19 protein-coding genes are annotated in these 21,420 nt (G+C 62.6%); 13 read left to right on the top strand and 6 right to left on the bottom strand.

Annotated elements, in window-relative coordinates; genetic code table 11:
• Window positions 1-93 precede the first annotated feature (93 nt).
• The 3 genes from ACSKT0_RS22910 (at window position 94) to ACSKT0_RS22900 (ending at window position 3,989) form a co-directional block, all read left to right on the top strand.
• Complete coding sequence (locus ACSKT0_RS22910; RefSeq protein WP_234751842.1) at window positions 94-816, top strand: TetR/AcrR family transcriptional regulator; 723 nt, start codon at window positions 94-96, stop codon at window positions 814-816.
• A gap of 69 nt (window positions 817-885) precedes the next feature.
• Window positions 886-2,841, top strand: a complete 1,956-nt coding sequence (locus tag ACSKT0_RS22905) for a PTS mannitol transporter subunit IICBA (RefSeq protein WP_437771770.1) — start codon at window positions 886-888, stop codon at window positions 2,839-2,841.
• A complete protein-coding gene (locus tag ACSKT0_RS22900) occupies window positions 2,841-3,989 on the top strand; it encodes a mannitol-1-phosphate 5-dehydrogenase (protein ID WP_437771769.1) in 1,149 nt (382 codons plus the stop codon). Before ACSKT0_RS22905 ends, ACSKT0_RS22900 begins: the two co-directional genes overlap by 1 nt.
• A 155-nt stretch (window positions 3,990-4,144) precedes the next feature.
• On the opposite strand, the gene ACSKT0_RS22895 is transcribed toward ACSKT0_RS22900, so the two are convergent.
• Window positions 4,145-4,633: a MarR family winged helix-turn-helix transcriptional regulator gene (locus ACSKT0_RS22895; protein ID WP_437771768.1), complete on the bottom strand. Its 489-nt coding sequence runs from the start codon at window positions 4,631-4,633 to the stop codon at window positions 4,145-4,147.
• A gap of 60 nt (window positions 4,634-4,693) precedes the next feature.
• Here ACSKT0_RS22895 and ACSKT0_RS22890 point away from each other — a divergent pair, with 60 nt between their 5' ends.
• Window positions 4,694-5,425, top strand: coding sequence for an NAD(P)-dependent oxidoreductase (locus ACSKT0_RS22890; RefSeq protein WP_437771767.1), 732 nt, complete (start codon window positions 4,694-4,696; stop codon window positions 5,423-5,425).
• A 137-nt stretch (window positions 5,426-5,562) separates the two neighbouring features.
• Window positions 5,563-6,776 (top strand): IS3 family transposase gene (locus ACSKT0_RS22885; protein ID WP_437771263.1). Its coding sequence is split into 2 segments (ribosomal slippage): window positions 5,563-5,824 and window positions 5,824-6,776, totalling 1,215 coding nucleotides; the frame shifts between segments, so codons are not numbered across the junction.
• A gap of 108 nt (window positions 6,777-6,884) precedes the next feature.
• Here ACSKT0_RS22885 and ACSKT0_RS22880 read toward each other — a convergent pair.
• Window positions 6,885-8,357 (bottom strand): amino acid permease, encoded by a 1,473-nt coding sequence (locus ACSKT0_RS22880; RefSeq protein WP_437771766.1) that lies wholly within the window; start codon window positions 8,355-8,357, stop codon window positions 6,885-6,887.
• Window positions 8,358-8,516: 159 nt separating this feature from the next.
• Between ACSKT0_RS22880 and ACSKT0_RS22875 the strand changes: the two genes are divergently transcribed.
• From ACSKT0_RS22875 to ACSKT0_RS22865, 3 genes are all read left to right on the top strand, one after another.
• Window positions 8,517-9,020, top strand: coding sequence for a GNAT family N-acetyltransferase (locus ACSKT0_RS22875; protein ID WP_437771765.1), 504 nt, complete (start codon window positions 8,517-8,519; stop codon window positions 9,018-9,020).
• Between the two features lie 81 nt (window positions 9,021-9,101).
• Window positions 9,102-9,548, top strand: a complete 447-nt coding sequence (locus ACSKT0_RS22870; RefSeq protein ID WP_437771764.1) for a MarR family winged helix-turn-helix transcriptional regulator — start codon at window positions 9,102-9,104, stop codon at window positions 9,546-9,548.
• Window positions 9,549-9,591: 43 nt separating this feature from the next.
• A complete protein-coding gene (locus ACSKT0_RS22865; RefSeq protein WP_437771763.1) occupies window positions 9,592-10,818 on the top strand; it encodes an MFS transporter in 1,227 nt (408 codons plus the stop codon).
• 77 nt (window positions 10,819-10,895) lie between these two features.
• On the opposite strand, the gene ACSKT0_RS22860 is transcribed toward ACSKT0_RS22865, so the two are convergent.
• The 3 genes from ACSKT0_RS22860 to rraA form a co-directional block, all read right to left on the bottom strand.
• A complete protein-coding gene (locus tag ACSKT0_RS22860) occupies window positions 10,896-12,356 on the bottom strand; it encodes a sugar porter family MFS transporter (RefSeq protein ID WP_437771762.1) in 1,461 nt (486 codons plus the stop codon).
• Window positions 12,357-12,614: 258 nt separating this feature from the next.
• Window positions 12,615-14,267, bottom strand: a complete 1,653-nt coding sequence (locus ACSKT0_RS22855) for an MDR family MFS transporter (protein ID WP_437771761.1) — start codon at window positions 14,265-14,267, stop codon at window positions 12,615-12,617.
• Window positions 14,268-14,374: 107 nt separating this feature from the next.
• Window positions 14,375-14,857, bottom strand: a complete 483-nt coding sequence (rraA, locus tag ACSKT0_RS22850; RefSeq protein WP_437771760.1) for a ribonuclease E activity regulator RraA — start codon at window positions 14,855-14,857, stop codon at window positions 14,375-14,377.
• Between the two features lie 98 nt (window positions 14,858-14,955).
• On the opposite strand from rraA, the gene ACSKT0_RS22845 reads away from it, so the two are divergent.
• From ACSKT0_RS22845 to ACSKT0_RS22825, 5 genes are all read left to right on the top strand, one after another.
• Window positions 14,956-16,275: an MFS transporter gene (locus ACSKT0_RS22845; protein ID WP_437771759.1), complete on the top strand. Its 1,320-nt coding sequence runs from the start codon at window positions 14,956-14,958 to the stop codon at window positions 16,273-16,275.
• A 121-nt stretch (window positions 16,276-16,396) separates the two neighbouring features.
• Complete coding sequence (locus ACSKT0_RS22840; RefSeq protein WP_437771758.1) at window positions 16,397-16,999, top strand: TetR/AcrR family transcriptional regulator; 603 nt, start codon at window positions 16,397-16,399, stop codon at window positions 16,997-16,999.
• A gap of 239 nt (window positions 17,000-17,238) precedes the next feature.
• Entirely contained in the window at window positions 17,239-18,432 is a 1,194-nt protein-coding gene (locus tag ACSKT0_RS22835) for an NAD(P)-dependent malic enzyme (RefSeq protein ID WP_437771757.1), read from the top strand.
• 331 nt (window positions 18,433-18,763) lie between these two features.
• Window positions 18,764-20,140 carry a sensor histidine kinase gene (locus ACSKT0_RS22830; RefSeq protein WP_437771756.1) on the top strand — a complete coding sequence of 459 codons (1,377 nt, stop codon included), beginning with the start codon at window positions 18,764-18,766 and terminating at the stop codon, window positions 20,138-20,140.
• A complete protein-coding gene (locus ACSKT0_RS22825; RefSeq protein ID WP_437771755.1) occupies window positions 20,133-20,807 on the top strand; it encodes a response regulator in 675 nt (224 codons plus the stop codon). Before ACSKT0_RS22830 ends, ACSKT0_RS22825 begins: the two co-directional genes overlap by 8 nt.
• A gap of 79 nt (window positions 20,808-20,886) precedes the next feature.
• Here the strand turns inward: ACSKT0_RS22825 and ACSKT0_RS22820 are convergent, their stop codons facing one another.
• Complete coding sequence (locus ACSKT0_RS22820) at window positions 20,887-21,357, bottom strand: DUF4383 domain-containing protein (protein WP_437771754.1); 471 nt, start codon at window positions 21,355-21,357, stop codon at window positions 20,887-20,889.
• Between the last annotated feature and the right edge of the window lie 63 nt (window positions 21,358-21,420).

The raw sequence follows: 21,420 nt of genomic DNA, 5'->3' as shown, positions 1-21,420 counted from the left end.
GATCGGACCCACCGGCTGCGGCGCCTCGGGGTCCGAAAAAATCTCCTGTGACTCACTTCATATAGCGTTGCTATAGGTGCTAGGGTAGCGGCTATGAGTTTCGATGACCAGCTTCCGCCCAAAACTCGGCTGCTCCGTGCAGCCGCCGAGTTGCTGGCGAATTCGGACGGGTCGCCGGTCTCTACGCGCCAAATCACCAAACTTGCCGGCGTCACGGCGCCTACGCTTTACCACCACTTCGGCGACAAGGAGGGGTTGTTCGACGCCGTCGTTGCAGCCGGCTTCGAGGAGTACGTGGCGGGAGAGCGGGACTTCGCACCCTCTGGGGAACCCCTGGAGGATGTCCGCCGGATGTGGGACAACCACGTCCAGTTCGGACTTACCCAACCGCACCTTTACCTGGTGATGTTCGGCAACATCCGTCCGGAAAGCAGGCCGGCCATCGTGGCTGATGCCGAGTCGCTTCTGGAGGAGATGCTGAGCAAGGCAGCCATTGCCGGGCAGATCAACGTACCCCCGCGCGAGGCGGCCAGGAGCATCCTGGCGGCCAACGTCGGCGTCACGCTCATGCTCATTGCAGAGCCTTTGGAAGACCGGAACCTCGAGCTCTCCACCATGACCCGGGATTCCATGATTTTCGCCGTGTCCACGGAAACAGCCCGTGGCGCCGCAGCGGACGACTCCGGCAAGTCGTCGGTTGTTGTTGCGGCAATCGCGCTGAATGCGGCACTCCAAGCCTCACATTCAGACCAGCTATCCAGTTCGGAACTGAAGCTTTTCCTTGAATGGCTTCACCGAATCTCCAGCAGCTCCTAGAGCTGTCCTCCTTCGATAGATATCGACTGATCCCGCACTGATGCGGGACTCACGTTAGGAATTCACACAATGGCAACAGCGTCAGTTGCGAAACAGCGCACCAGCGTGCGCGTTGGTGTCCAAAAGTTCGGAACCTTCCTTTCGGGCATGATCATGCCCAATATCGGGGCCTTTATTGCATGGGGCATCATCACCGCTCTGTTCATCCCGGCAGGGTTCTTCCCCAATGCGGACCTGGCCAAACTCGTGGGCCCCATGATCACGTACCTGTTGCCGCTACTGATCGGTTACACCGGCGGCCGGGCGGTCCATGGCATCCGCGGCGGCGTGGTTGGAGCCGCCGCCACCATGGGCGTGATTGTCGGTACGGATATCCCGATGTTCATCGGTGCCATGCTTATGGGCCCGCTCACGGCCTGGATCATGAAGAAGCTCGACAAGGTATGGGAAGGCCGGGTCAAGCCGGGCTTCGAGATGCTGATCGACAACTTCTCAGCAGGCATCGTCGGCGCCGCACTGGCCATCTTCGGCATGCTGGTGATCGGCCCGGTGGTGAAGGCCTTCAGTAACGGCGCGAGCGCCGTCGTCGAATTCCTGGTCCACAACGGACTTCTGCCGCTGACCAGCATCTTCATCGAACCCGCCAAGGTCCTGTTCCTCAACAACGCAGTCAACCACGGCATCCTCACGCCGCTCGGCACGGAACAAGCGCTGCAAAACGGCAAGTCCATCCTGTTCCTGCTTGAAGCCAACCCGGGCCCGGGCGTCGGCGTCCTGCTCGCCTACATGTTCTTCGGCAAGGGCCTGGCACGGGCATCCGCTCCCGGCGCCGCGCTCATCCAGTTTGTCGGCGGCATCCACGAGATCTACTTCCCGTACATTCTCATGAAGCCGATCCTCATCCTCGCCACGATCGCAGGCGGCATGACCGGCATCTTCACCCTGGTAGTCACCGGCGCGGGCTTGCGTTCGCCGGCGGCCCCTGGCAGCATCATCGCCGTCTTTGCCGCGACAGCGAAGGACAGCTATTTCGGTGTTGCCCTGTCCGTGCTTCTTGCAGCCACAGTGTCCTTCCTGATTGCCTCCGTGATCCTGCGCGCCAGCAAGACCACCGACGTGGACGCGCTGGGTCAGGCAACATCCAGGATGGAAGAGCTCAAGGGCAAGAAGAGTTCCGTTTCCTCCGCACTCCTGGGCGCCGGTGGCGGTACCGCCGTCCTGACCCGCCCTATCCAGAACATCGTGTTCGCGTGCGACGCCGGCATGGGCTCCAGCGCCATGGGCGCCTCGGTGCTCCGCAACAAGATCAAGGCAGCCGGTTTCCCGGACGTCAAGGTCACCAATTCGGCCATCGCAAACCTCAGTGACACCTACGACGTCGTGGTAACGCACCAGGACCTGACAGAACGCGCCCGGCCGGTCACCTCCAGCGCCGTGCACGTCTCCGTGGACAACTTCATGAACAGTCCCCGCTACGAGGAGATCGTGGAACTGGTCAAGAGCAGCAACGCGGCTCCCGGCGCTCAGGGTTCGACTATGGTTGCTGAACCGGCCGCCGGTGCCCGCGCTGCCCAGCCCGCCGCCGTCGGGGGCAAGGATGTCCTGCTCCCCGAAAGCGTGATCCTCAATGGTTCCGCGACGGACCGTGACTCGGCCATCGACGAAGCGGGCAAGCTCCTGCTGGACCGGGGTTCAGTGGACATGGGCTACATTCACGCCATGCATGAGCGCGAGGAATCCGTATCCACCTACATGGGCAGCTTCCTTGCCATCCCGCACGGCACGAACGCTGCCAAGAACCACATCCTGCACTCCGGTGTGTCGATCGTCCGCTACCCCGAGGGCATCGACTGGGGTGGCAAGCAGGTCAAGTTCGTCGTCGGCGTCGCCGGCATCAACAACGAGCACCTCCACATCCTGTCCTCCATCGCCAAGATCTTCACGGACAAGGCGCAAGTGGCCCAGCTTGAGCAGGCCACGTCGGTTCAGGAAGTGCTGGATCTGTTCGGAAAGGTCAACGCATAGTGAAGGCAGTCCATTTTGGGGCAGGGAACATCGGACGAGGATTCGTCGGCTTGCTGCTGCACGAGGCTGGATATGAGGTGGTCTTCGCCGATGTCGCGGATGCCTTGATCAGCCAGCTCGCCTCCGCGACCTCCTATGAGGTCCACGAGGTCGGCGAAAACGCGGCGGTCATGACCGTGTCCGGTTTCCGGGCCCTGAATTCGGGCACCGAAGAGGTTGCCGTCGTCGCGGAAATCGCGACGGCGGACCTCGTCACCACGGCGGTGGGGCCGCACATCCTCAAGTTCGTGGCGCCCGTGATCGCGCGGGGCATCGCCGGCCGCTCGCCGTCGTTGGCTCCGCTCCAGGTCATGGCCTGCGAGAACGCGATCAACGCCACGGACCTCCTGCGATCCGAAGTGGAAGCGGCGTGGGACGGTGCCGCGGGTGACCTTTCTTCCGCTGCTGTGTTTGCGAACACGGCGGTTGACAGGATCGTCCCCAACCAGGCGCCGGGCCAAGGCCTGGACGTCACTGTGGAGACTTTTTACGAGTGGGTCATCGACCGCACGCCTTTCGCGGGGGAGGCGCCGGTGATTCCCGGTGCGACCTTCGTGGACGAACTAGGCCCGTACATCGAACGGAAGCTATTCACGGTCAACACCGGACACGCCTCGGCAGCATACTTCGGCTATGGCGCCGGCTTGGAGAAGATCTCCGAGGCGATGGCCGATGCCTCCGTTGCGGCCCGGGTTCGGGCCGTATTGGAGGAGACCAAGCAGCTTCTCGTGGCCAAACACGGCTTCGTCGAGGCTGAGCAGGAAGCGTACGTGCAGAAGATCCTGTCCCGCTTCACCAACCCGTACTTGCCGGACACGGTGAACCGGGTGGGCCGCGCGCCGCTCCGCAAACTTGGGCGGCACGAACGCTTCATCGGCCCGGCCGCTGAACTCGCCGAGCGCGGAGTCACGCCCGTTGCCTTGTTAGACGCGATGTCCGCCGCCCTGCGTTTCGACGACGGAGCAGACGACGAAGCCGTGGAACTCGCCCGGATGCTTGCCGAGATGGACGCGGCCGAGGCGGTCGAGCGCATCACTGAACTTCCGCCGTCGCACCCGTTGTTCCCGCAGGTGTTGAAGCTGATCGAAGAACGGAAGGCCGAGGCCTAAACACCGCTTCCTGCCGCCACGCCGGCCGGCTTCCCTGTGCCGACCGGCGACGCTCGCTCATATATGCGGGCTTTTTCCCGAACGCTCGCTCACCCTCCTTCACGTGATGTGGAGGAGGGTGAGCGCTTTGGGCCGTAAAAGTAAGCGAGCGTCAACTAGTTGCCGAGTTCTTCCGACGCCGTCCGTCCGGCCGCCTGGACGCGCCGCAGGAAGTCGGTAATGACGGCGATTTCAGCGTCGTCGTAGTCTGCGCAGATGGTGTCCATGAGGCTGTTCATTCCCGAGTAAAGGCGGAACATCTCTGCGTTTCTATCGGGCAGAACCCGGATGACCACGGCGCGCCGGTCGGACGGATCGCGGTCCCGGACAATCCAGCCTCCGCGTTCAAGCCGGTCGAGGATCCCGGTCATGGTGGCTGGGTGCAGGCCGGCGTGTTTGGCTAACATGCTTGGGCTGAGCGGCCCCCGGCTCGAGATCAGGTCAAGACAATCAAGGTCAACATCCTTCAGCTCGGCCTGGGTGCCGACCTGGTGATTGAGCACGGATAGTTGCACGCGTACGCTGCGAAGCTCGGCTTTGAGCGCAGCAACAGCGCGCCGCCGAAGACTAGGGGTCGCGGCCTCTTGATTTGATATGGAACTCATATGATATCGTTTCTGTATTGTATGGTTTTCCTAGAATAAGACTACCGGAGGCCGCATCACATGAAGATCGCAGTATTCGGGGCAAATGGCCCCACCGGAAGGATTCTCACCGGGCAAGCGCTCGACGCCGGACACGCCGTCACCGCTGTTACGCGCAGGCCACACGAATTCCCCCTTTCGGCCCCCGGTCTAAGCATCGTCGGTGCCGATGTGTATAACTTCGAGGACGTAAGTGCCGTCGTTGAAGGAAGCGATGCTGTCCTCTCAACCCTCGGTGTTCCATACAGCCGCCAGCCGATTACGGTCTACTCGGTGGGCACGGGGAACATCATCCGGGCGATGGGCAACCACGGCGTCCGTCGGCTGGTCTGCGTGAGCTCCAGCGCCACCGACATTTCGGCCGGCCCGCATGGCGGGTTTCTCTTCGAGAAAGTGCTGCAGCCCCTCGTTACCAAGCTGCTCGGTAAGACACTGTACGAGGACATGCGGCGGATGGAGTCCGCCGTCGCCGCGAGCGGCCTGGACTGGACAATCATGCGGCCCTCCGGTCTTTTCGAGACCGAATCCGTCACCGAATACAAGATGGCCGTTGACTACATAAACGGCACTTTCACGTCGCGGGCCGACCTTGCGGACTCCATGCTGTGGCAACTCACCTCGGACGAGTTCGTGCGCAAGAACGTCGCGGTTGCAACCTTTTCGCAGAAGCCGAGCCTCATCCAGCTCCTTTTGCGCGAGGCCAACAGCAAGAAGTCCGCGCCGGATAGCGTCCCTGAGGGCAACCGGTCATGAACCTCGGTGGGAAACCCGAAACCCTCCTTCTCGTGAATGACGTGAAGGAGGGTTTCGGGTTTCGCCGTTATAGGTGAGCGGGCGTTACTGCGGCCGTATGGTTTTGTGAGACAGCTTGATGGGAGCCTCAGTTTCAGATGACCACCCGCAGAAAGACATACGACGCCGCGTTCCGGGAGGAATCGGTTCGACTGGTTTTGTCTTCGGACCGGCCGGTGAAGCAGATCGCGCAGGAGATCGGGGTGAAGGAAAGCACGCTGGGAAGCTGGGTACACAAGTCCCGGGACAAGCAACCGGACACCCCTGCCCAGCCCGAGGACCGGGGGCCGGTGGCGTGGGATGAACACCAGAAAGCGCTGGCCGAAAACGCCAGGTTGAAGGCCGAGGTCGAGTTCCTGGGAAAAGTCAGCGCCTTCTTTGCCGCGAAGCAAAAGTAGAGGATTTCTACGAGTTCATCGAAGCGGAGAAGGCCAACCATCCCGTGGTGTGGCTATGCCGGAAATTGAACGTCTCCCGGGCCTCCTATTACCGGTGGCGCAAACCTGCCGGCCCTTCACCGCGCACCGTGCGGCACGGGGAGCTGGTCACCGCGGTCACCAAGCTCTACACGAAGGAGTCCGGGCGTGCCGGGCGGGACCAGCTGACCCGGCTCCTGAACGCGGCCGGGACCAAGGTCTCCGCCCCGACCGTGGGGGCCATCATGCGCGAGCACGGCCTGCGGGCCATCCGCACCCAGGCCTGGAAAAAGACCACGCTCCAGGACCCGCAGGCCAAGACCGCCCACATCCAGAACCACATGCTCGATGACCAGGGCAGGCGCGACTTCACCTCCGCGGTGCCCGGGACCCGGCTGGTCGGGGACATCACCTACCTGCGCACCGGCGAGGGCTGGCTCTACCTGGCCACGGTCATCGACCTGTTCTCCGGGATGGTCATCGGCTGGGCCATGGCCGAACACATGCGCGCCAGCCTGTGCACCGCGGCCCTGCGGATGGCCCGGAACCACGGCCACCTCATCGGCGGCCCAGTCGTCTTCCACTCCGACCGGGGCACCCAGTACACCTCGGAGGAATTCCAACGATGGTGCGCCCAGAACGAGGTCACCCAGTCCATGGGCAAGGTGGGGGTGTGCTGGGACAACGCGGTCGCCGAGAACTTCTTCTCACACCTCAAGACCGAGTTCTACCACCACCACCGCTTCGGTTCCAGGCTCACCGCACGGACCGCCGTGATGGACTACATCGAGGGCTGGTACAACCGCCGCCGACCCAACCGACGGGCCGGCGGCATCCCGCCAGCCACCGCCCACGCAAACCACCACACCAGCGTCCAGGAACCCCTGGCCGCCTAACCAAAACAAACAACGAAAATGTCTCAAAAACTTGACGACCGCATACGTCGAAAAGGCTCGTTTGTGAGCGAGCGTCGGAAGAATGGCCGCTATATGTGAGCGGGCGTCCTAGCGGGCGGCGGTTTCGACGGCCGCTGTCTCGGTTTCGGCCATGGCTTTCCACTCTGCCACCCGCGCCTGGTGCAGCGGCGACTTCCGGACCAAGGCGTAGGCCACGGCGAGGACCGCGAACCAGATGGGCGTTACGAGCAGGGCCGTGAGGGTGTCCGGCTGCGTCGTCAAAGCCCAGACCAGGAACGCGAAGAAGGCGAAGACCATCCACACCATCACGGTGCCGCCGGGCATCTTGAACGTCGAGGCCTCGTGCAAGTGGGGCCGGCGCTTCCGGAAAACAAGGTAGCTGGCCAGGATGATGGACCAAACGAACATGAAGCAGACGGCGGACACGGTGGTGACCATGTCGAAGGCTGCTCCGATGTCCTTGCCCGCATAAAGAAGTGCGACGCCGCCGAGGAGCAGCACGCAGGACAGGAACAGGGCGTTCTGCGGAACTTTCCGGCTGGAGAGGCGGCCGAACATCTTGGGGGCATCGCCGTCGTTCGCCAGGCCGAACACCATGCGCGACGTCGAGTAGATACCCGAGTTGGCAGAGGACATGGCGGAGGTCAGGACCACGAGGTTCACCACGGTTGCAGCGATACCCAGGCCGGCCAGGGAGAACATGGCGATGAACGGGCTGTGGCCGGCCTTGAACTCGGTCCACGGGATGACGGACATCAGGATGATGAGCGCGCCGACATAGAACAGCATGACGCGGACCGGGATGGCGTTGATGGCGCGGGGCAGGTTGTGCTCCGGGTTCTTTGTCTCGGCCGCGGCTGTGCCTACCAGTTCGATACCCACGAAGGCGAAGACCGCGATCTGGAAGCCGGCAACGAAGCCCATGAATTCCTTGGGGAAGAAGCCGCCGTGGCTCCAGAGATTGGTCAAGCTCGCGGCTCCGGCGTCGGACTTGAAGCCGGTCGAGATCATGACGATACCCACGATGATCAAAGCGGCGATGGCAACGATCTTGATGAGGGCGAACCAGAACTCAGTCTCGCCGAAGGCCTTCACTGTGGGGAGGTTGAGCAACAGCAAGATGGCGATGGTCGCGAGGCCCGGAATCCAGAGCGGCACACCCGGCCAGAGCTCATTGGCATAGCCCGCGATCGCGATGACATCGGCCACTCCGGTTACTACCCAGCAGAACCAGTAGGTCCAGCCGGTGAAGAAGCCCGCCCAGGGACCAAGGAGGTCCCCGGCGAAGTCGCTGAAGGACTTGTAGTTCAGGTTGGACAGCAGGAGCTGGCCCATGGCGCGCATGACGAAGAACAGCATGAAGCCGATGATCATGTACACGAAGATCACGGACGGGCCGGCTACGGAGATGGTCTTTCCGGAGCCCATGAAGAGGCCTGTGCCGATGGCGCCGCCGATCGCAAGCAACTGGATGTGGCGGTTGCTCAGTGAGCGCGCCAGATGCGGCTCGCTGTCTTTGCTGGAGGCAGTGCGTTGCCCTGTTGTTGTCTGGTGAGACATATCTGCATCCTTCGGGGTGATTCGCCGCATGGTGACGTGGCTAACAAATCTGCTAGTCCAAACTAACTCGAACCATCCGAGAATTTGTGATTGATCGTTTCACCCAGAATTCATGAACGCTCGTAAAACGAAGCCGCCAGCTTGTGTCAGGCTGGTGCTATGAGTCACATAAATCCAGGCGTGAAGCCGCTGTTGAGCATGGTTCTGGACGAAGGAGTCTTCACGCTCCGCCGGGCCCACTGGGAGGACTTGCCCGCCATTCTGAGATTGCTCGCCGCGGATCAGTTGGGCAGTTCCCGCGAAAACGCCGAGGACGTCGGCCCCTATCTGCAGGCGTTTCAGCAGATCAACGAGGATCCGGCCCAACTGTTGGTGGTAGGCCACTTGAACGGCGCTTGTGTCGCAACTTTCCAGCTGAGTTTCATCCCGGGCTTGGCCCGGAAAGGCTCGCTGCGTTGCCAGATCGAGGCCGTGCGCGTCGCCGCAGAGTTGCGGGATCATGGCGTCGGTGCGGCAATGATGCAATGGGCCATCGACGAGGCGCGGAACCGGGGCTGCACCCTGGTCCAGCTCACCAGCGACAAGTCCCGCAAGGACGCCCACCGCTTCTATGAGCGCCTGGGCTTCGTAGCCAGTCACGAGGGAATGAAGCTGGCCCTGTAGCGACGGCATCCTCGAGGAGTCCCAAGACAAAGTCCCGCACCCCTTGATATTTAGGCAACCTAACTGTTAGGATACCTAAATATGAATACCAATCAGGCTGACGACGCGCTCCTCGCCCTCGCCCAATCATTCCGGGAAGCCTTGCGGCAGAGCGTCTACGTGATGCGCCGCCTCGATTCCGAGGAGCAGCTCAGCTCGGCCCAGCTTGGCGTCCTCAAGATGGCGCTCGACGGCGGTGCCCGCGTCGGGGGGATCGCCCGGAACCTTGGGGTCAAGGTCCCCAGTGCCACAGAGCAGATCATCAAGCTGGAGCGCGCGGGCCTGGTCAAACGAGAATCAGATCCGGACGACTCCCGTGCCGTCCGCGTCGCCGCGACCGCGGCGGGACGTGCCGCCGTCGAGAACGCGGACCGCCGCCGCAACGAATTCATCGCCGGGATCCTCGGAACGCTGAGCCAGGCAGAACGCGACGCCGTCGAAGCCGCCCTTCCGGTGTTCGACAAGATCAACCATTCAGTCCAGAACTGAACAAGCCAGAACTGAACAAGCCAAGAAACTAGGAGAGCAGTCCATGAAAGGCCAGCTCACAGAGCAACTGCAGCCAGCGGAAGACACACTCGAGGCCGAGAAAGCCTCGTTCCTCAAGCAGCCCAAGGCTGTGTGGGCCACGGCGATTGCCGCCGTCTTCGCCTTCATGGGTATCGGCCTGGTGGACCCGATCCTGCCAGCCATCGCCAAGAACCTCCAGGCGAGCCCCAGCCAAGTGTCGCTGCTTTTCACGAGCTACTTCCTGGTGACCGCCGTCGCGATGCTCGTGACCGGCTTCGTCTCTTCGCGGATCGGTGGCAAAAAGACGCTCATGATCGGCCTGGCCCTGATTGTCGTGTTCGCCTCGTTGTCAGGCATGTCCGGAAGCGTGGGTGAGCTGGTCGGATTCCGCGCGGGTTGGGGACTAGGCAACGCCCTCTTCGTGGCTACCGCCCTTGCCGTGATTGTCGGCGTCGCGAGCGGCGGAACCGGAACTGCGATCATTCTCTACGAAGCCGCCCTTGGCTTGGGCATTTCCCTCGGCCCGTTGCTCGGCGCGCTTCTCGGTGGCTGGCAATGGCGCGCACCGTTCTTCGGCACCGCGGTCCTCATGGCCATTTCCTTCATCGCCTTGCTGGCCCTGCTGCCTAAGACCCCGACGCCGGCCACGAAGGCCCGTTTGCGTGACCCGCTCCTTGCCCTGGGCCACAAGGGCCTTCGCACCACCGCCGCCAGCGCCTTGTTCTACAACTACGGCTTCTTCACGATCCTGGCCTTCACGCCGTTCATTCTGGGAATGGACGCCTACGGGATTGGTGCGGTGTTCTTTGGTTGGGGCGTGGCCGTGGCCGTGTTCTCGGTCTTTGTGGCACCCGTGCTGCAGCGTCGCTTCGGCACCACCAACGTCCTGGTCGGCACCCTCGCGGCCCTTTTGCTGGACCTCGTCGGGCTGGGACTGGCCGCGGGGCACTCGGTGACTGCCGTCGTCGTGCTTGTCATTGTGGCGGGCGCACTGCTGGGCATCAACAACACGCTCTACACAGAACTGGCCATGGAAGTCTCCGATTCGCCGCGTCCGGTGGCTTCGGCCGGCTACAACTTCGTGCGGTGGATGGGTGGCGCGCTCGCCCCGTTTGTCGCGGCACAACTGGGTGAGCACTTCGGCCCGCAGGTCCCGTTCTTCGCCGCGGCCCTTGCCCTCGCGTTCGCAATCCTCGTGGCCGCCGGCGGCCGCCGCTACCTGAAGTCACACGAACCGCACCTCGTGTAGAAGGGCCCAACTGACTCGCAGTTGTTGTCGTTATGAGGGCTCATAACGACAACAACTGCGAGTTACTTGGGTGTGAGTCACTTGGGTGTGACCTCGAGCTCCGCAGGCTTGGAGCCTTTCGGGACAAACAAGGTGTCGGCCTGCTCAAGGGACATGCCGTTGGTTTCCGGCACCTTGAACATGACGAAGAAGAACGACGCCGCGGCGAACAGCGCATACATGCCGTAAGTCAGCGGCAACGAACCGGCCGCCATGATGGGGAAGCTCAAGGTGATGGCGAAGTTGGCGATCCACTGGGCTGCGGCGGCCAGCCCGAGCGCGCGGGCACGGATCCGCGAGGGGAAGATCTCGCCCAGGAGCACCCACACCAACGGTCCCCACGAAGCGCCGAAGCTCACCACGAACACGTTGGCGGCCACCAGGGCCACCGGACCCCAGGCGCCGGTCAAGGACACCGAAGAACCCGACCCGCTGGCGGAAGAAAAGGCCAGCGCCATGGCACCCAGGGACACAGCCATACCGATGGAGCCCGTCAGCAGGATGGGCCTGCGGCCAATGCGGTCCACTAGGGCGATGGCCACGAGCGTGACCAGGATGTTGGTGACGGACGTTGCCACCGAGATGGCCAGGGAGTCTTGCTCGTGGAAGCCGACTGCCTTCCAAAGGGTGGTGGAGTAGTAGAAGATCACGTTGATGCCGACGAATTGCTGCAGCACCGACAAGATGATGCCGATCCACACCACGGGCTGCAGGCCAAAAGCCTTGCCGCGGAGCGAGCCCTTCTTGGTGGAGAGCTCGTCCTGTTTGATGGAGTCACGGATTTCGCGGATGTGGCGTTCGGTATCGTCGCCGGGCATCAGCGTGTCGAAGATCTTGCGTGCGGTGTCTTCCTTGCCGCTAAGGACCAGGAAATGCGGCGACTCCGGCAGTCGGAAGGCGATCAGGCCGTAGATCGCGGCAGGCACGGCGCACGCGATGAACATCCAGCGCCACGCCTCGACTCCGAGCCACAAGGCATGGTGGGCGCTTCCCGCGGATGTTGCCAGCACGGCGTCGGACAGAAGGGCCGCGAAAATACCAGTGGTGATCGCCAGCTGCTGCAGCGACGCGAGTCTGCCGCGGACTTGGCGCGGTGAGATTTCCGAGATGTAGGCCGGCGCGATCACCGATGCGAGGCCGATGCCCAGGCCGCCGACCAAGCGCCAGAAGACGAGGTCCCAGATGCTGAAAGCAAAGCCCGTCCCGATGGAGCTGACCAGGAAGAGGGCGGCACCCAGCTTCATGGCGGGGATGCGGCCGTGGCGGTCCGCCACCTTGCCCGCGAGATACGCCCCTGCCGCACAGCCGAGCAACGCGACCGCCACAGCGAAGCCCGTGACGGCTTCGCTCAGCATGAATTCGTCCTTCATCGCATCGACGGCGCCGTTGACCACGGAGGAATCGAACCCGAAGAGGAAACCGCCCACAGCTCCGGCAACGGCCAGGCCAATTACCTTGCGTGGGACGCCGGAACGGCTGTCGGAGCTGGAATTGGGCATGGCTCTCCCTTGAGGAAATGTGGTGGATTGTGCGGCGCGGTCGTCGTCGGCAGCTGGTTCCGACGGGGACGCCGGTGCACTCGCGCTACACAGTGTGGCACGGTGCCAGCGTGACTTCCAGTCAACCGGGCCAGCCACACCGGACGTGTCACGCCACGCAAACTTTCGCGCCGTCGTCGGGCACACCACCGCGCGAACACTGGAAACGACAACGGCAGGCAGTCCAAAAGACTGCCTGCCGTGACGCTGTTCGAGATTTTAGTGGGCGGAAACGGATTCCTTCGCCGCCGCCTTCGGATCCGTCAGTTTCTTGTTCGGCAAGGCGAAGCTGATGAGGAACGCGAGGCCGGTCAGCGCTGCGGCAGTCAGCATCACGGTGTCGATCGACTGCGCGAAGCCTTCAACGATAGGTCGCGTGAGCGCCGGGTTGGCGTGGTGCAACCAGCTGGTGTCGTTCAGCGAATCGTTTGTGGCGCCGTTCTTGAAGAAGTCGTACAGCTTGGCGTTGGCTGGATCCGCGGCAACTGCAGGATCCTTGAGCACCTTGAGGTAGTCCGCGCTGCCCATGGCATCCTTCATGCCCGAGGCGATCTTGTCGGCGGCGAGGCTGAAGAGCATCGAGATGAACACCGCGGTACCCACGGCGCCGCCCATGGAACGGAAGAATGCCGCGGTGGACGTGCCCACGCCCATGTCCTTCGGCGGTACGGAGACCTGCATCGCCAAAGTGAGCGGCTGCATGCAGAAGCCCAGGCCCATGCCGAAGAATACGGCGATCAGGCCCGGTACCCAGAGACCGGTGTCGACGCCGAGGGACAGGCCCATGACGATTGCGGCGGCCGTCAGGATGCCCGTACCGAGAATCGGGAAGATCCGGAAAACGCCGGACGCCGAGATGGTCCGTCCCGCTGTAATGGAACCGAAGAGGATGCCCACCGTGAAGGTGATCATCATGAGGCCTGCTTCGGTGGGGGTGAGGCCCTTGACCAGCTGCAGGTACATCGGGAGCATCGCGATGGCCCCGAACATGCCGATACCGATGATGAAGTTCAGCAGGGAAGACAAACCGAAGGTGATGTTCCTGAAGAGCCGCAGGGGGATTAGCGCGTAGTCGCCAGCACGCCGCTCAACCAGCAAGAACGCGATGATGCCGATGACGCCAAGCCCGTAGCAGATCCACGAGTTTCCGGAGGTCCAGCCCCAGCTGCGTCCCTGTTCGGCCACAAGCAGCAGCGGGACGATTGCCAGCGTGATGGCTCCAGCGCCCCAGTAGTCGATCTTCTGCTTGACGTGCTTCGCGGGCAGGTGCAGGTAGAAGAACACCACGGCCAGTGCGGCCAGGCCTATGGGCAGGTTGATGAAGAAGACCCAGCGCCAGCCGTCGAAGCCAAGGATGTTGGCCGAGCCAGCGAAAGCACCGCCGACGACGGGACCGAGGACCGAGGAAACACCAAAGACGGACATGAAGTAGCCCTGGTACTTGGCACGATCCTTCAGGGCAACAATGTCGCCGATGATCGTCAATGCGAGGGCCAGTAGACCGCCGGCGCCCATACCCTGGATGCCGCGGGCGATGGCGAGCTCGGTCATGGAGTGCACGGAACCGGCGTACAGGGAACCAGCGAGGAAGATCAGGATCGCGGCCAGGTACAGCGGGCGGCGGCCGAAGATGTCGCTGAGCTTGCCGTACAGCGGGGTGGTAACCGTGGATGTGATGAGGTAGGCCGTAGTGGCCCACGCCTGCAGGGACAGGCCGTCCAAGTCATTGGCGATGGTGTAAATGGACGTGGACACGATGGTCTGGTCCAGGGAGGAAAGGAACATGCCGAGCATGAGGCCCACCATGACGGTGAGCGTCTGACGGTGTGTCAGGACCTCTCCGGCGGCCCGCACAGGCGTGGCGTTGGACATTGCTTCTCCAAAGGTGGATGAAAAGGGGACTAAGCAGGATAGTTGCTTTCAGTAACTATCCTAATCGCTCCTGTATTCCCTGTCCTACCCGATTGGCGAGAAATATGTCACCGCTCCACGAGAATCCCGTCAGGATCGCAGTAGATCAGGTGCCCGGGTTCGATGTGCACTCCGTCAATCACCAGGGGGATGTCCACTTCGCCACGGCCCACTTTGGAGCTTTTCTTGGGATTGCTCCCAAGGGCTTTGACGCCCAAAGGCAGCTTCGCGATCGCCACGCGATCGCGGATCGCCCCATTGATCACGACGCCGGCCCAGCCGTTCGCGACGGCGCTCTCGGCGATCATGTCCCCCATGAGGGCTGTGCGCAGCGAGCCGTAGCCGTCCACCACCAGCACGGCGCCTTCGCCGGGGGTTGCCAGAACCGTCTTCACCAGGGCATTGTCCTCAAAGCATTTGACGGTGCGAACGGGGCCGCTGAAGTGCGAGACGCCGCCGAGGTCCTGGAACTGCAGTGATATCGACTCAAGATCCTCGGCACGTTCGTCGTAGAGATCGGCGGTGTTGATGGGGTTCGCTGGGCTGTTCATCGTTGATCCTCCTCGGTCCGTTGGAGTTACCCTAACGCGTGCAGACGTGCCTTGGCGCTAGGCTGAATCCACACGTCCAGACGCTAGGGAGCACCGTCATGAGCCTGTCCGATCTGCCCGGTTCATTGCCTGAAAGACCGGTGACGGATCCCGTGGAGATGCAGGCAGGCCCGACGACGGCGCTCGCCGAGCCCGTGGAGCGCGTCCGCTCACTGTGGGTCACCGGAGTGGTGCTCGTCAATGTGGGCATCAACGCTGCCTTCTTCGGCCCTATCCAGGTTTTGCTCGGGCAGCAAGCCATCCACTTTGACGAAGGCCAGAAGGAAGCCATCCTTGCGTTGGTTACGGGATGCGGCGCTGCAGTGTCCCTCGTGGCGAACCCCCTCTTCGGTGCATTCAGCGACCGCACTACGTCCCGCCTTGGACGACGCGTTCCGTGGGTGCTCTTCGGCGCCATCCTGGGCGCCGTGGCGTTGGTGGCCCTGGCAGGTGCTCCCAACGTGGCAGTTATGGCCATTTTGTGGTGCCTGGTCCAGGCTGGTTGCAATGGAGCCTATGCCGCCATCACGGCGGCTATTCCGGATCGAGTGCCAGTGCCTCAACGCGGCGCGGTCGGAGGTCTTGCAGCCATGGGCCAGACCGTCGGCATCCTCGCGGGTGCCGTGATCGCGTCCGTGGTTTCCGGGAACTTTGCCCTCGGCTACATCGTGTGCGCTGCTGCCCTGCTGGCCGGCGTCGTGCTTTATCTTTTCAAGAACGACGACGTGCCTCTCGTTCCGGAGGCCAGGCCACCATTCAAACTCTGGACATTCGTCAAGGGCTTTTGGATCTCGCCCGTCAAATACCCGGACTTCGCGTGGGCCTGGCTGACGAGGTTCCTGGTCAATGTCGGAAACCACATGGTCACGTTGTATTTGCTGTTCTTCCTCAAGGATGCCGTGCACCTTGAGGACGCGCAGGGGATCAAGCCAGAGTTCGGCGTCCTTATCCTGACGGGCCTGTATGCCGTCATGGTGATCATCACCAGCGTGGTGGGCGGTGCCATCAGCGACCGCATGGGCAAACGCAAACCCCTCGTCATTGTCTCGTCCGTCGTCATTTCGATAGCTGCCCTGATCCTTGGGTTCGAACCCACGTGGACGGGGGCCCTTGCGGGCGCAGCGGTGCTCGGTATCGGCTTTGGTGCGTACTTGGCGGTCGACTTCGCCCTTATTACCCAAGTGCTGCCCACGGCGTTGGACCGGGGCAGGGACCTTGGGGTCATCAACGTGGCCAACTCTTTGCCGCAAGTGATCGCGCCGCTTATTGCTTACCCCTTCGTGGCGTTCTGGGGTGGCTACGTCTCGCTTTATGTGGCCGCAGCTGTCATAGGTTTGCTGGGCGCCGTATTCGTCGTGAAGATCAAGGGCGTCGCGTAGCCCTGCGAATCCGTTCTCAGGGAACTGACAACTTGCTGCCGTATCATTGTCAGGACGCGCTCGGTCTTTGGGGGGCCGCGCAATCTCCCAGAACGAAGCCCAAACCAACAGAACGCCGGAAATGTCCGAACCGAACTCCTTGGAACCGTATTCGCTGGATCTGGCCGCGGGGTTGCCCCAAATGGCGGCCGCTCCCACCACCCCGAGACAGCTATTGCGCTACGCCCGGATACTGAAGACTGCCGCGGGATTCGCCCAGGGGCAGTTCGATACCGTGAGCCTTTCGGACGTATCCACCAGAGCCCATGTTCCGCTTGGGACGCTCTACCGCTACTTTCCGTCCACGGTCCATCTGATGCTCGCGGTCTACCGGCAGCAACTGCGGGAGCTCAACGACTCAAAGCCGGCGTCTTCGAGGTGCAGCCAGCAAGAGCTTACCGGTCTCGGGATGGAGATTTTCCATATGCGGGTCATGCAGCCCGCCGTCGAACACTGTCTGTCCCGCACATGGGATACCCGCGATGGTGACATCCCCGTACTCTTGCGCGATATCGAAGCGCTCTCCGCCGAGATGGTCGCGGCTGCGATCGGCGACGCCGGGAGGGCCAGGATTCTGCTCCACCTCATAAGTGGTCTGGTCCAGTCCGTCAACTGCCGCCGGATCTCACTTTTCGACGCAGAGAAGGACCTCAAGAACGCCTGCAAGTTGATTGCGGACGCGTAGCTTTTCCGGGAATCACCGTAATTGGTCTAGACCACTACGACCAAAAGTATGAGTTTATGACTGGATGTCTCTAGTCTTCCTATCAGGCACCTGTCTACGAAGACAGGACCCAAGCGGCTAGCAGCCCATATCCGCAGGAGTTTCACCGCACGGACCAGCCACCCTTGGTCCGGCACCGAAGCCTCTATACCTGCCCGAATTGTGCCGTGGGTTCACGGCTAGCCTGAGGAGACAACGACGTGTCCGTCGAGACCATCACCCCTGAACAGAATCTGACTGCCCTGGCGCTGAGTGAAGAGGAAATCTTCACCGCCCACGAAGGCGGCAAGCTCTCCATTTCCAGCACCGTACCGCTCTTGAACAAGCGGGACCTTTCTATCGCCTACACTCCGGGTGTCGCCGAAGTGAGCCGCGCAATCCACGCCAACCCGGAGCTTGCACGCACGCACACCTGGGCTCAGCGCCTCGTGGTGGTCGTCAGCGATGGGACCGCGGTCCTCGGCCTGGGCGACATCGGGCCCAGCGCCTCCCTCCCGGTCATGGAAGGAAAGTCCGCGCTCTTCAAGGCCTTCGGCGACCTCGACTCCATCCCCTTGGTCCTCAACACCACCAACGTGGACGAAATCATCGAGACGCTGGTCCGCCTGCGTCCGAGTTTCGGCGCGGTCAACCTCGAAGACATCTCCGCGCCCCGCTGCTTCGAACTCGAAGAGCGTCTGATCGAAGCCCTCGACTGCCCCGTCATGCACGATGACCAGCACGGCACCGCCGTCGTGGTTCTCGCAGCGTTGACGAACGCCGCCAAGGTGACCGGCCGCGAACTTGAGGGACTGAAAGTTGTGGTCTCCGGTGCGGGTGCCGCGGGCATCGCAGTCTCCGAGATCCTGCTGACCGCGGGCGTCAAGGACGTCGTCCTCCTGGATTCCAAGGGGATCATCAACTCCGAGCGCGCCGACCTGGTGGCCGATTCGGGCAGCGTCAAGGCCCGCTTCGCCCAGCGCACCAACCCCCGCGCCCTTTCCGGCGGACCTGCGGAGGCCCTGCAAGGCGCTGACGTGTTCATCGGCGTTTCCTCGTCCAAGCTGGCCGAGGAACACTTGAAGCTCATGAACCAGGATTCGATCGTGTTCGCCCTGTCCAACCCGGACCCGGAAGTCCTGCCCGAGGTCGCCGTCAAGTACGCGGCCGTCGTGGCTACGGGTCGCAGCGACTTCCCGAACCAGATCAACAACGTCCTGGCTTTCCCCGGAATTTTCCGCGGAGCCTTGGACGCCGGTGCACGCCGCATCACCCCGGCCATGAAGATCGCCGCCGCCCGTGCGATCGCTGCACTGGCCGAGGACGAACTCTCCGCCGATTACATCGTGCCCAGTCCGCTGGATCCCCGTGTTGCTCCCGCGGTCACGGCGGCGGTTGCCGCTGCGGCCGAATAAGGCCGCGCACCCAACCCGAAATAGCTGACGACGGCGACGCTCCCGTGCTGGGGACCGTCGCCGTCGTTCTTTGTTCCGAAGTTCGGGATATGTGAGCGAGGGTTTGGGATTTGGGCGGGATATGTGAGCGAGGGTTTGGGACGACAAACGCTCGCTCACATATGCTGGCGTTTTTGCCGACGCGCGCTCACATCTGACGCACTTTTGACAAACGCTCGCTCACTTCTCGCGTTGGCTCCAGGGATGAATCCGCTGGCTTCCGGGTGGAGATCGGACGCTGGAGGGCAGAATCGGCGCCACCGGGTCCTTGGCCGTGGATAGGGTGGCTGACATGGAACAGACACTGAAATTTGCACGGCATTGGGGCGCCCCTGCGGCGGCCGTCATTTTCTTCACGCTGTGGTGCGTGGCGGAGGCCGGAAGGATCGGGACGTGGTGGCTGAGCTATTGGCCGGGAACCTGGATGATCATCCTAATGACCTTTGCCATAGGAGTAGCGACGTGGAAGCCTTATTTGTCACTCGGGTTTACGGCCACCCTCTTGCTCGGTCAATTGACCTATGTCATCCCTCCGCCTTGGGACGATCATTGGGCAATCTACATCGGTTCATTCATTGCGCTGGCATTCATACTGTGGACCGGATCAGGCAAGCAACGAGTCATTGCTGGAGCATCCAATGTTGCGTTTGCTGCCGGTATGACTTTCTTGATCGTGTCATGGCGATACGGCTGGGGCGTTGGTTGGTTCCCGCGATTGCCCTTCGGCGACCGCTTCAATTTCAGCCATTATGGCGGGCAGCTCTTCTCCCTGCTGATCCTCATTGCCGCTGGCTGTGCGGCCGTCGGAATTGCCCTGCGCCTCTACGAAGAACGCGGAAGCCTCTTCAAAGCCCGGAACCTCGTCCAAGCGAACCTCAAGGAGACCGAGGTCGAGCTCGTCGTGGAGCAGGAGCGCACCCGGATCGCCCGCGACCTCCATGATGTCTTGGCGCACTCGCTCGCAGTGATCGCCGCGCAAGCCGATGGCACCCGTTATCTCAGCCAGGACCAGCCCAAGGCGGTGCTCGACGCCTTGGAGAACATCGCGGTATCCGCCCGCCATGCCCTCGTGGACGCCCAGCGCGTCATTGAGGGAGTGCGCGACGACGGCCTGGTGGCCCCGCAGCCCCGGCTCACCGACGTCGGGCCACTTGTCGAGCGGATGCGTCAGGGGAGCCTCAAGGTCCAGCAGAGCGAAACCGGAACTCCGGTCGAGCTTGGCGCTGGCCAGCAACTCGCAGTATTCCGGATTGTGCAGGAGTGCCTCACGAACGCGCTCAAGCACGGTGGACGCGGCACGGCCGTGCGACTTCACTTCGACTGGAGCGGCCCGGGGTTGACCATGCACGTTGCGTCGGAACTTCCGGAGTCCGTTTCGATTGGGGGGACGGACGACGGTGGCGCCGGGCGAGTGGGGCGTGGCATTCCCGGAATGCGTGAGCGCGCGCACCTTGCCGGCGGCTGGCTCAGTTCCGGGCCCGACGGCGAGCAGTTCCGCGTGACGGTCTTCATCCCATACGGCTCGCGTCCGGTAGCGCTCCTTCCGGAAAATTGTACTGAAGACGAAGTTGTTCCGTCCGCCAAGGGGCTGGAGCGGGAGCCGGCGCTGGCTCTGGAAGACGCCGCGCCGTCGTCGGGCCCTGAGCGGGAAAGCGTCGGACGTGGCTGAAACACCCATCATGGTTGCCTTGGTGGACGACCAACCACTGTTCCGCTCCGGCATCCGCATGCTGGTGCAGAGCCAAGCGGACATGGACATGGCCTGGGAGGCCGACGACGGCGAACAAGCCGTGGCGCTGGCGGCCAAGCAGCGGCCGGACGTCATGCTGATGGATCTTCGGATGCCCGTCCTGGATGGAGTCGAGGCCACGCGGCGCATCACGGAGGAAGCCGATGCGGCCGGAGTGGACAAGCCAAAGATCATCGCCCTGACCACCTTCAACAGGGATCAAGCCGTGGTTGAAGCCGTGCAGGCAGGCGCCAGTGGCTACCTGCTCAAGAGCGCCGAGCCCGAATTCCTGCTGGCTGCCATCCGAACGGTGTATTCGGGATACTCGGTGATCGCGCCCGGTTCGGTTCACGAACTCTTCCAGCACGCGGCTAGGACGGTGCCTGTGGCCGGGCCGGACCTCGCCGTGATGGACGAGCTGTCTCCGCGCGAACGGGATGTGTTCCTCCTGGCAGCCAAAGGCTTGGGGAACGCCGAGATGGCGCAAAGCCTGTTTGTCTCCGAGGCCACAGTGAAATCCCATCTGCGCAGTGTGCTCAGCAAACTGGGGCTGCGCACGAGGCTTCAACTGGTGGCCTTTGCCTACGAACGCAGGCTCCTCGGGTAGGGCCGGACGCAAAGGCGGCGGCCGCCCGAAAGGACGGTCGCCGTCGTGCAACTGCAGAGTGCTGCAGAGTCAGGGTGCGCTACATGGCGCGGCCCTTCGACTCCTCTCTTGCATCGCGTCCAAGCCATAGGCCAACGGCAACCATGACAACACCGAGAACCAGGTGCAGCCAGTCGTCCGCAGCGTTCATGGGCACGAAGTCAGCGCTCATGTTCGACATGGTGATCAGGCCGTAGATCCACAAGACGAGGTAGATTGCGCCGCCACCGATGAGGTAACCGCGCGCCATCCTTCCGGTCCTTGCGAAGTACAGGCCTGCTGCGCCGAACAGCAAATGGACAATATTGTGCAGGACGGATACTTGGAAGACTCCAAGAAGCATGGCGCCCGAGTCATGTCCTGCGAAGGTCATGGCGCCGTAATTGCTGGTGATGCCCGGGATAAATCCCAAGACGCCAACAGCCAGGAAAGCCCAGCCCAAAATCAGTGCTGAGTTGTGGAGCGTCAGCCCCATCGCGTGGTGCTGCGCGGGGTGTGAAGCAGTAGTCATAGCTCCTCCCGATCACGATTTCCATCGGCCCTTCAAATGGAGGGCCGTATCGCGGCAAGGAGT

It is taken from the genome of Arthrobacter sp. KNU40 (assembly GCF_051515115.1).
Lineage (GTDB): Bacteria > Actinomycetota > Actinomycetes > Actinomycetales > Micrococcaceae > Arthrobacter.
Note: the sequence above shows the minus strand (reverse complement) of the source record. Positions and strands in the feature narration are given on the sequence as shown.

Coding starts and splice junctions, on each gene's coding strand:
- ACSKT0_RS22910 (WP_234751842.1), top strand. CDS start 94: ATGAGTTTCGATGACCAGCTTCCGCCCAAAACTCGGCTGCTCCGTGCA.
- ACSKT0_RS22905 (WP_437771770.1), top strand. CDS start 886: ATGGCAACAGCGTCAGTTGCGAAACAGCGCACCAGCGTGCGCGTTGGT.
- ACSKT0_RS22895 (WP_437771768.1), bottom strand. CDS start 4,633: ATGAGTTCCATATCAAATCAAGAGGCCGCGACCCCTAGTCTTCGGCGG.
- ACSKT0_RS22890 (WP_437771767.1), top strand. CDS start 4,694: ATGAAGATCGCAGTATTCGGGGCAAATGGCCCCACCGGAAGGATTCTC.
- ACSKT0_RS22880 (WP_437771766.1), bottom strand. CDS start 8,357: ATGTCTCACCAGACAACAACAGGGCAACGCACTGCCTCCAGCAAAGAC.
- ACSKT0_RS22875 (WP_437771765.1), top strand. CDS start 8,517: ATGAGTCACATAAATCCAGGCGTGAAGCCGCTGTTGAGCATGGTTCTG.
- ACSKT0_RS22870 (WP_437771764.1), top strand. CDS start 9,102: ATGAATACCAATCAGGCTGACGACGCGCTCCTCGCCCTCGCCCAATCA.
- ACSKT0_RS22865 (WP_437771763.1), top strand. CDS start 9,592: ATGAAAGGCCAGCTCACAGAGCAACTGCAGCCAGCGGAAGACACACTC.
- ACSKT0_RS22860 (WP_437771762.1), bottom strand. CDS start 12,356: ATGCCCAATTCCAGCTCCGACAGCCGTTCCGGCGTCCCACGCAAGGTA.
- ACSKT0_RS22855 (WP_437771761.1), bottom strand. CDS start 14,267: ATGTCCAACGCCACGCCTGTGCGGGCCGCCGGAGAGGTCCTGACACAC.
- rraA (WP_437771760.1), bottom strand. CDS start 14,857: ATGAACAGCCCAGCGAACCCCATCAACACCGCCGATCTCTACGACGAA.
- ACSKT0_RS22845 (WP_437771759.1), top strand. CDS start 14,956: ATGAGCCTGTCCGATCTGCCCGGTTCATTGCCTGAAAGACCGGTGACG.
- ACSKT0_RS22840 (WP_437771758.1), top strand. CDS start 16,397: ATGTCCGAACCGAACTCCTTGGAACCGTATTCGCTGGATCTGGCCGCG.
- ACSKT0_RS22830 (WP_437771756.1), top strand. CDS start 18,764: ATGGAACAGACACTGAAATTTGCACGGCATTGGGGCGCCCCTGCGGCG.
- ACSKT0_RS22820 (WP_437771754.1), bottom strand. CDS start 21,357: ATGACTACTGCTTCACACCCCGCGCAGCACCACGCGATGGGGCTGACG.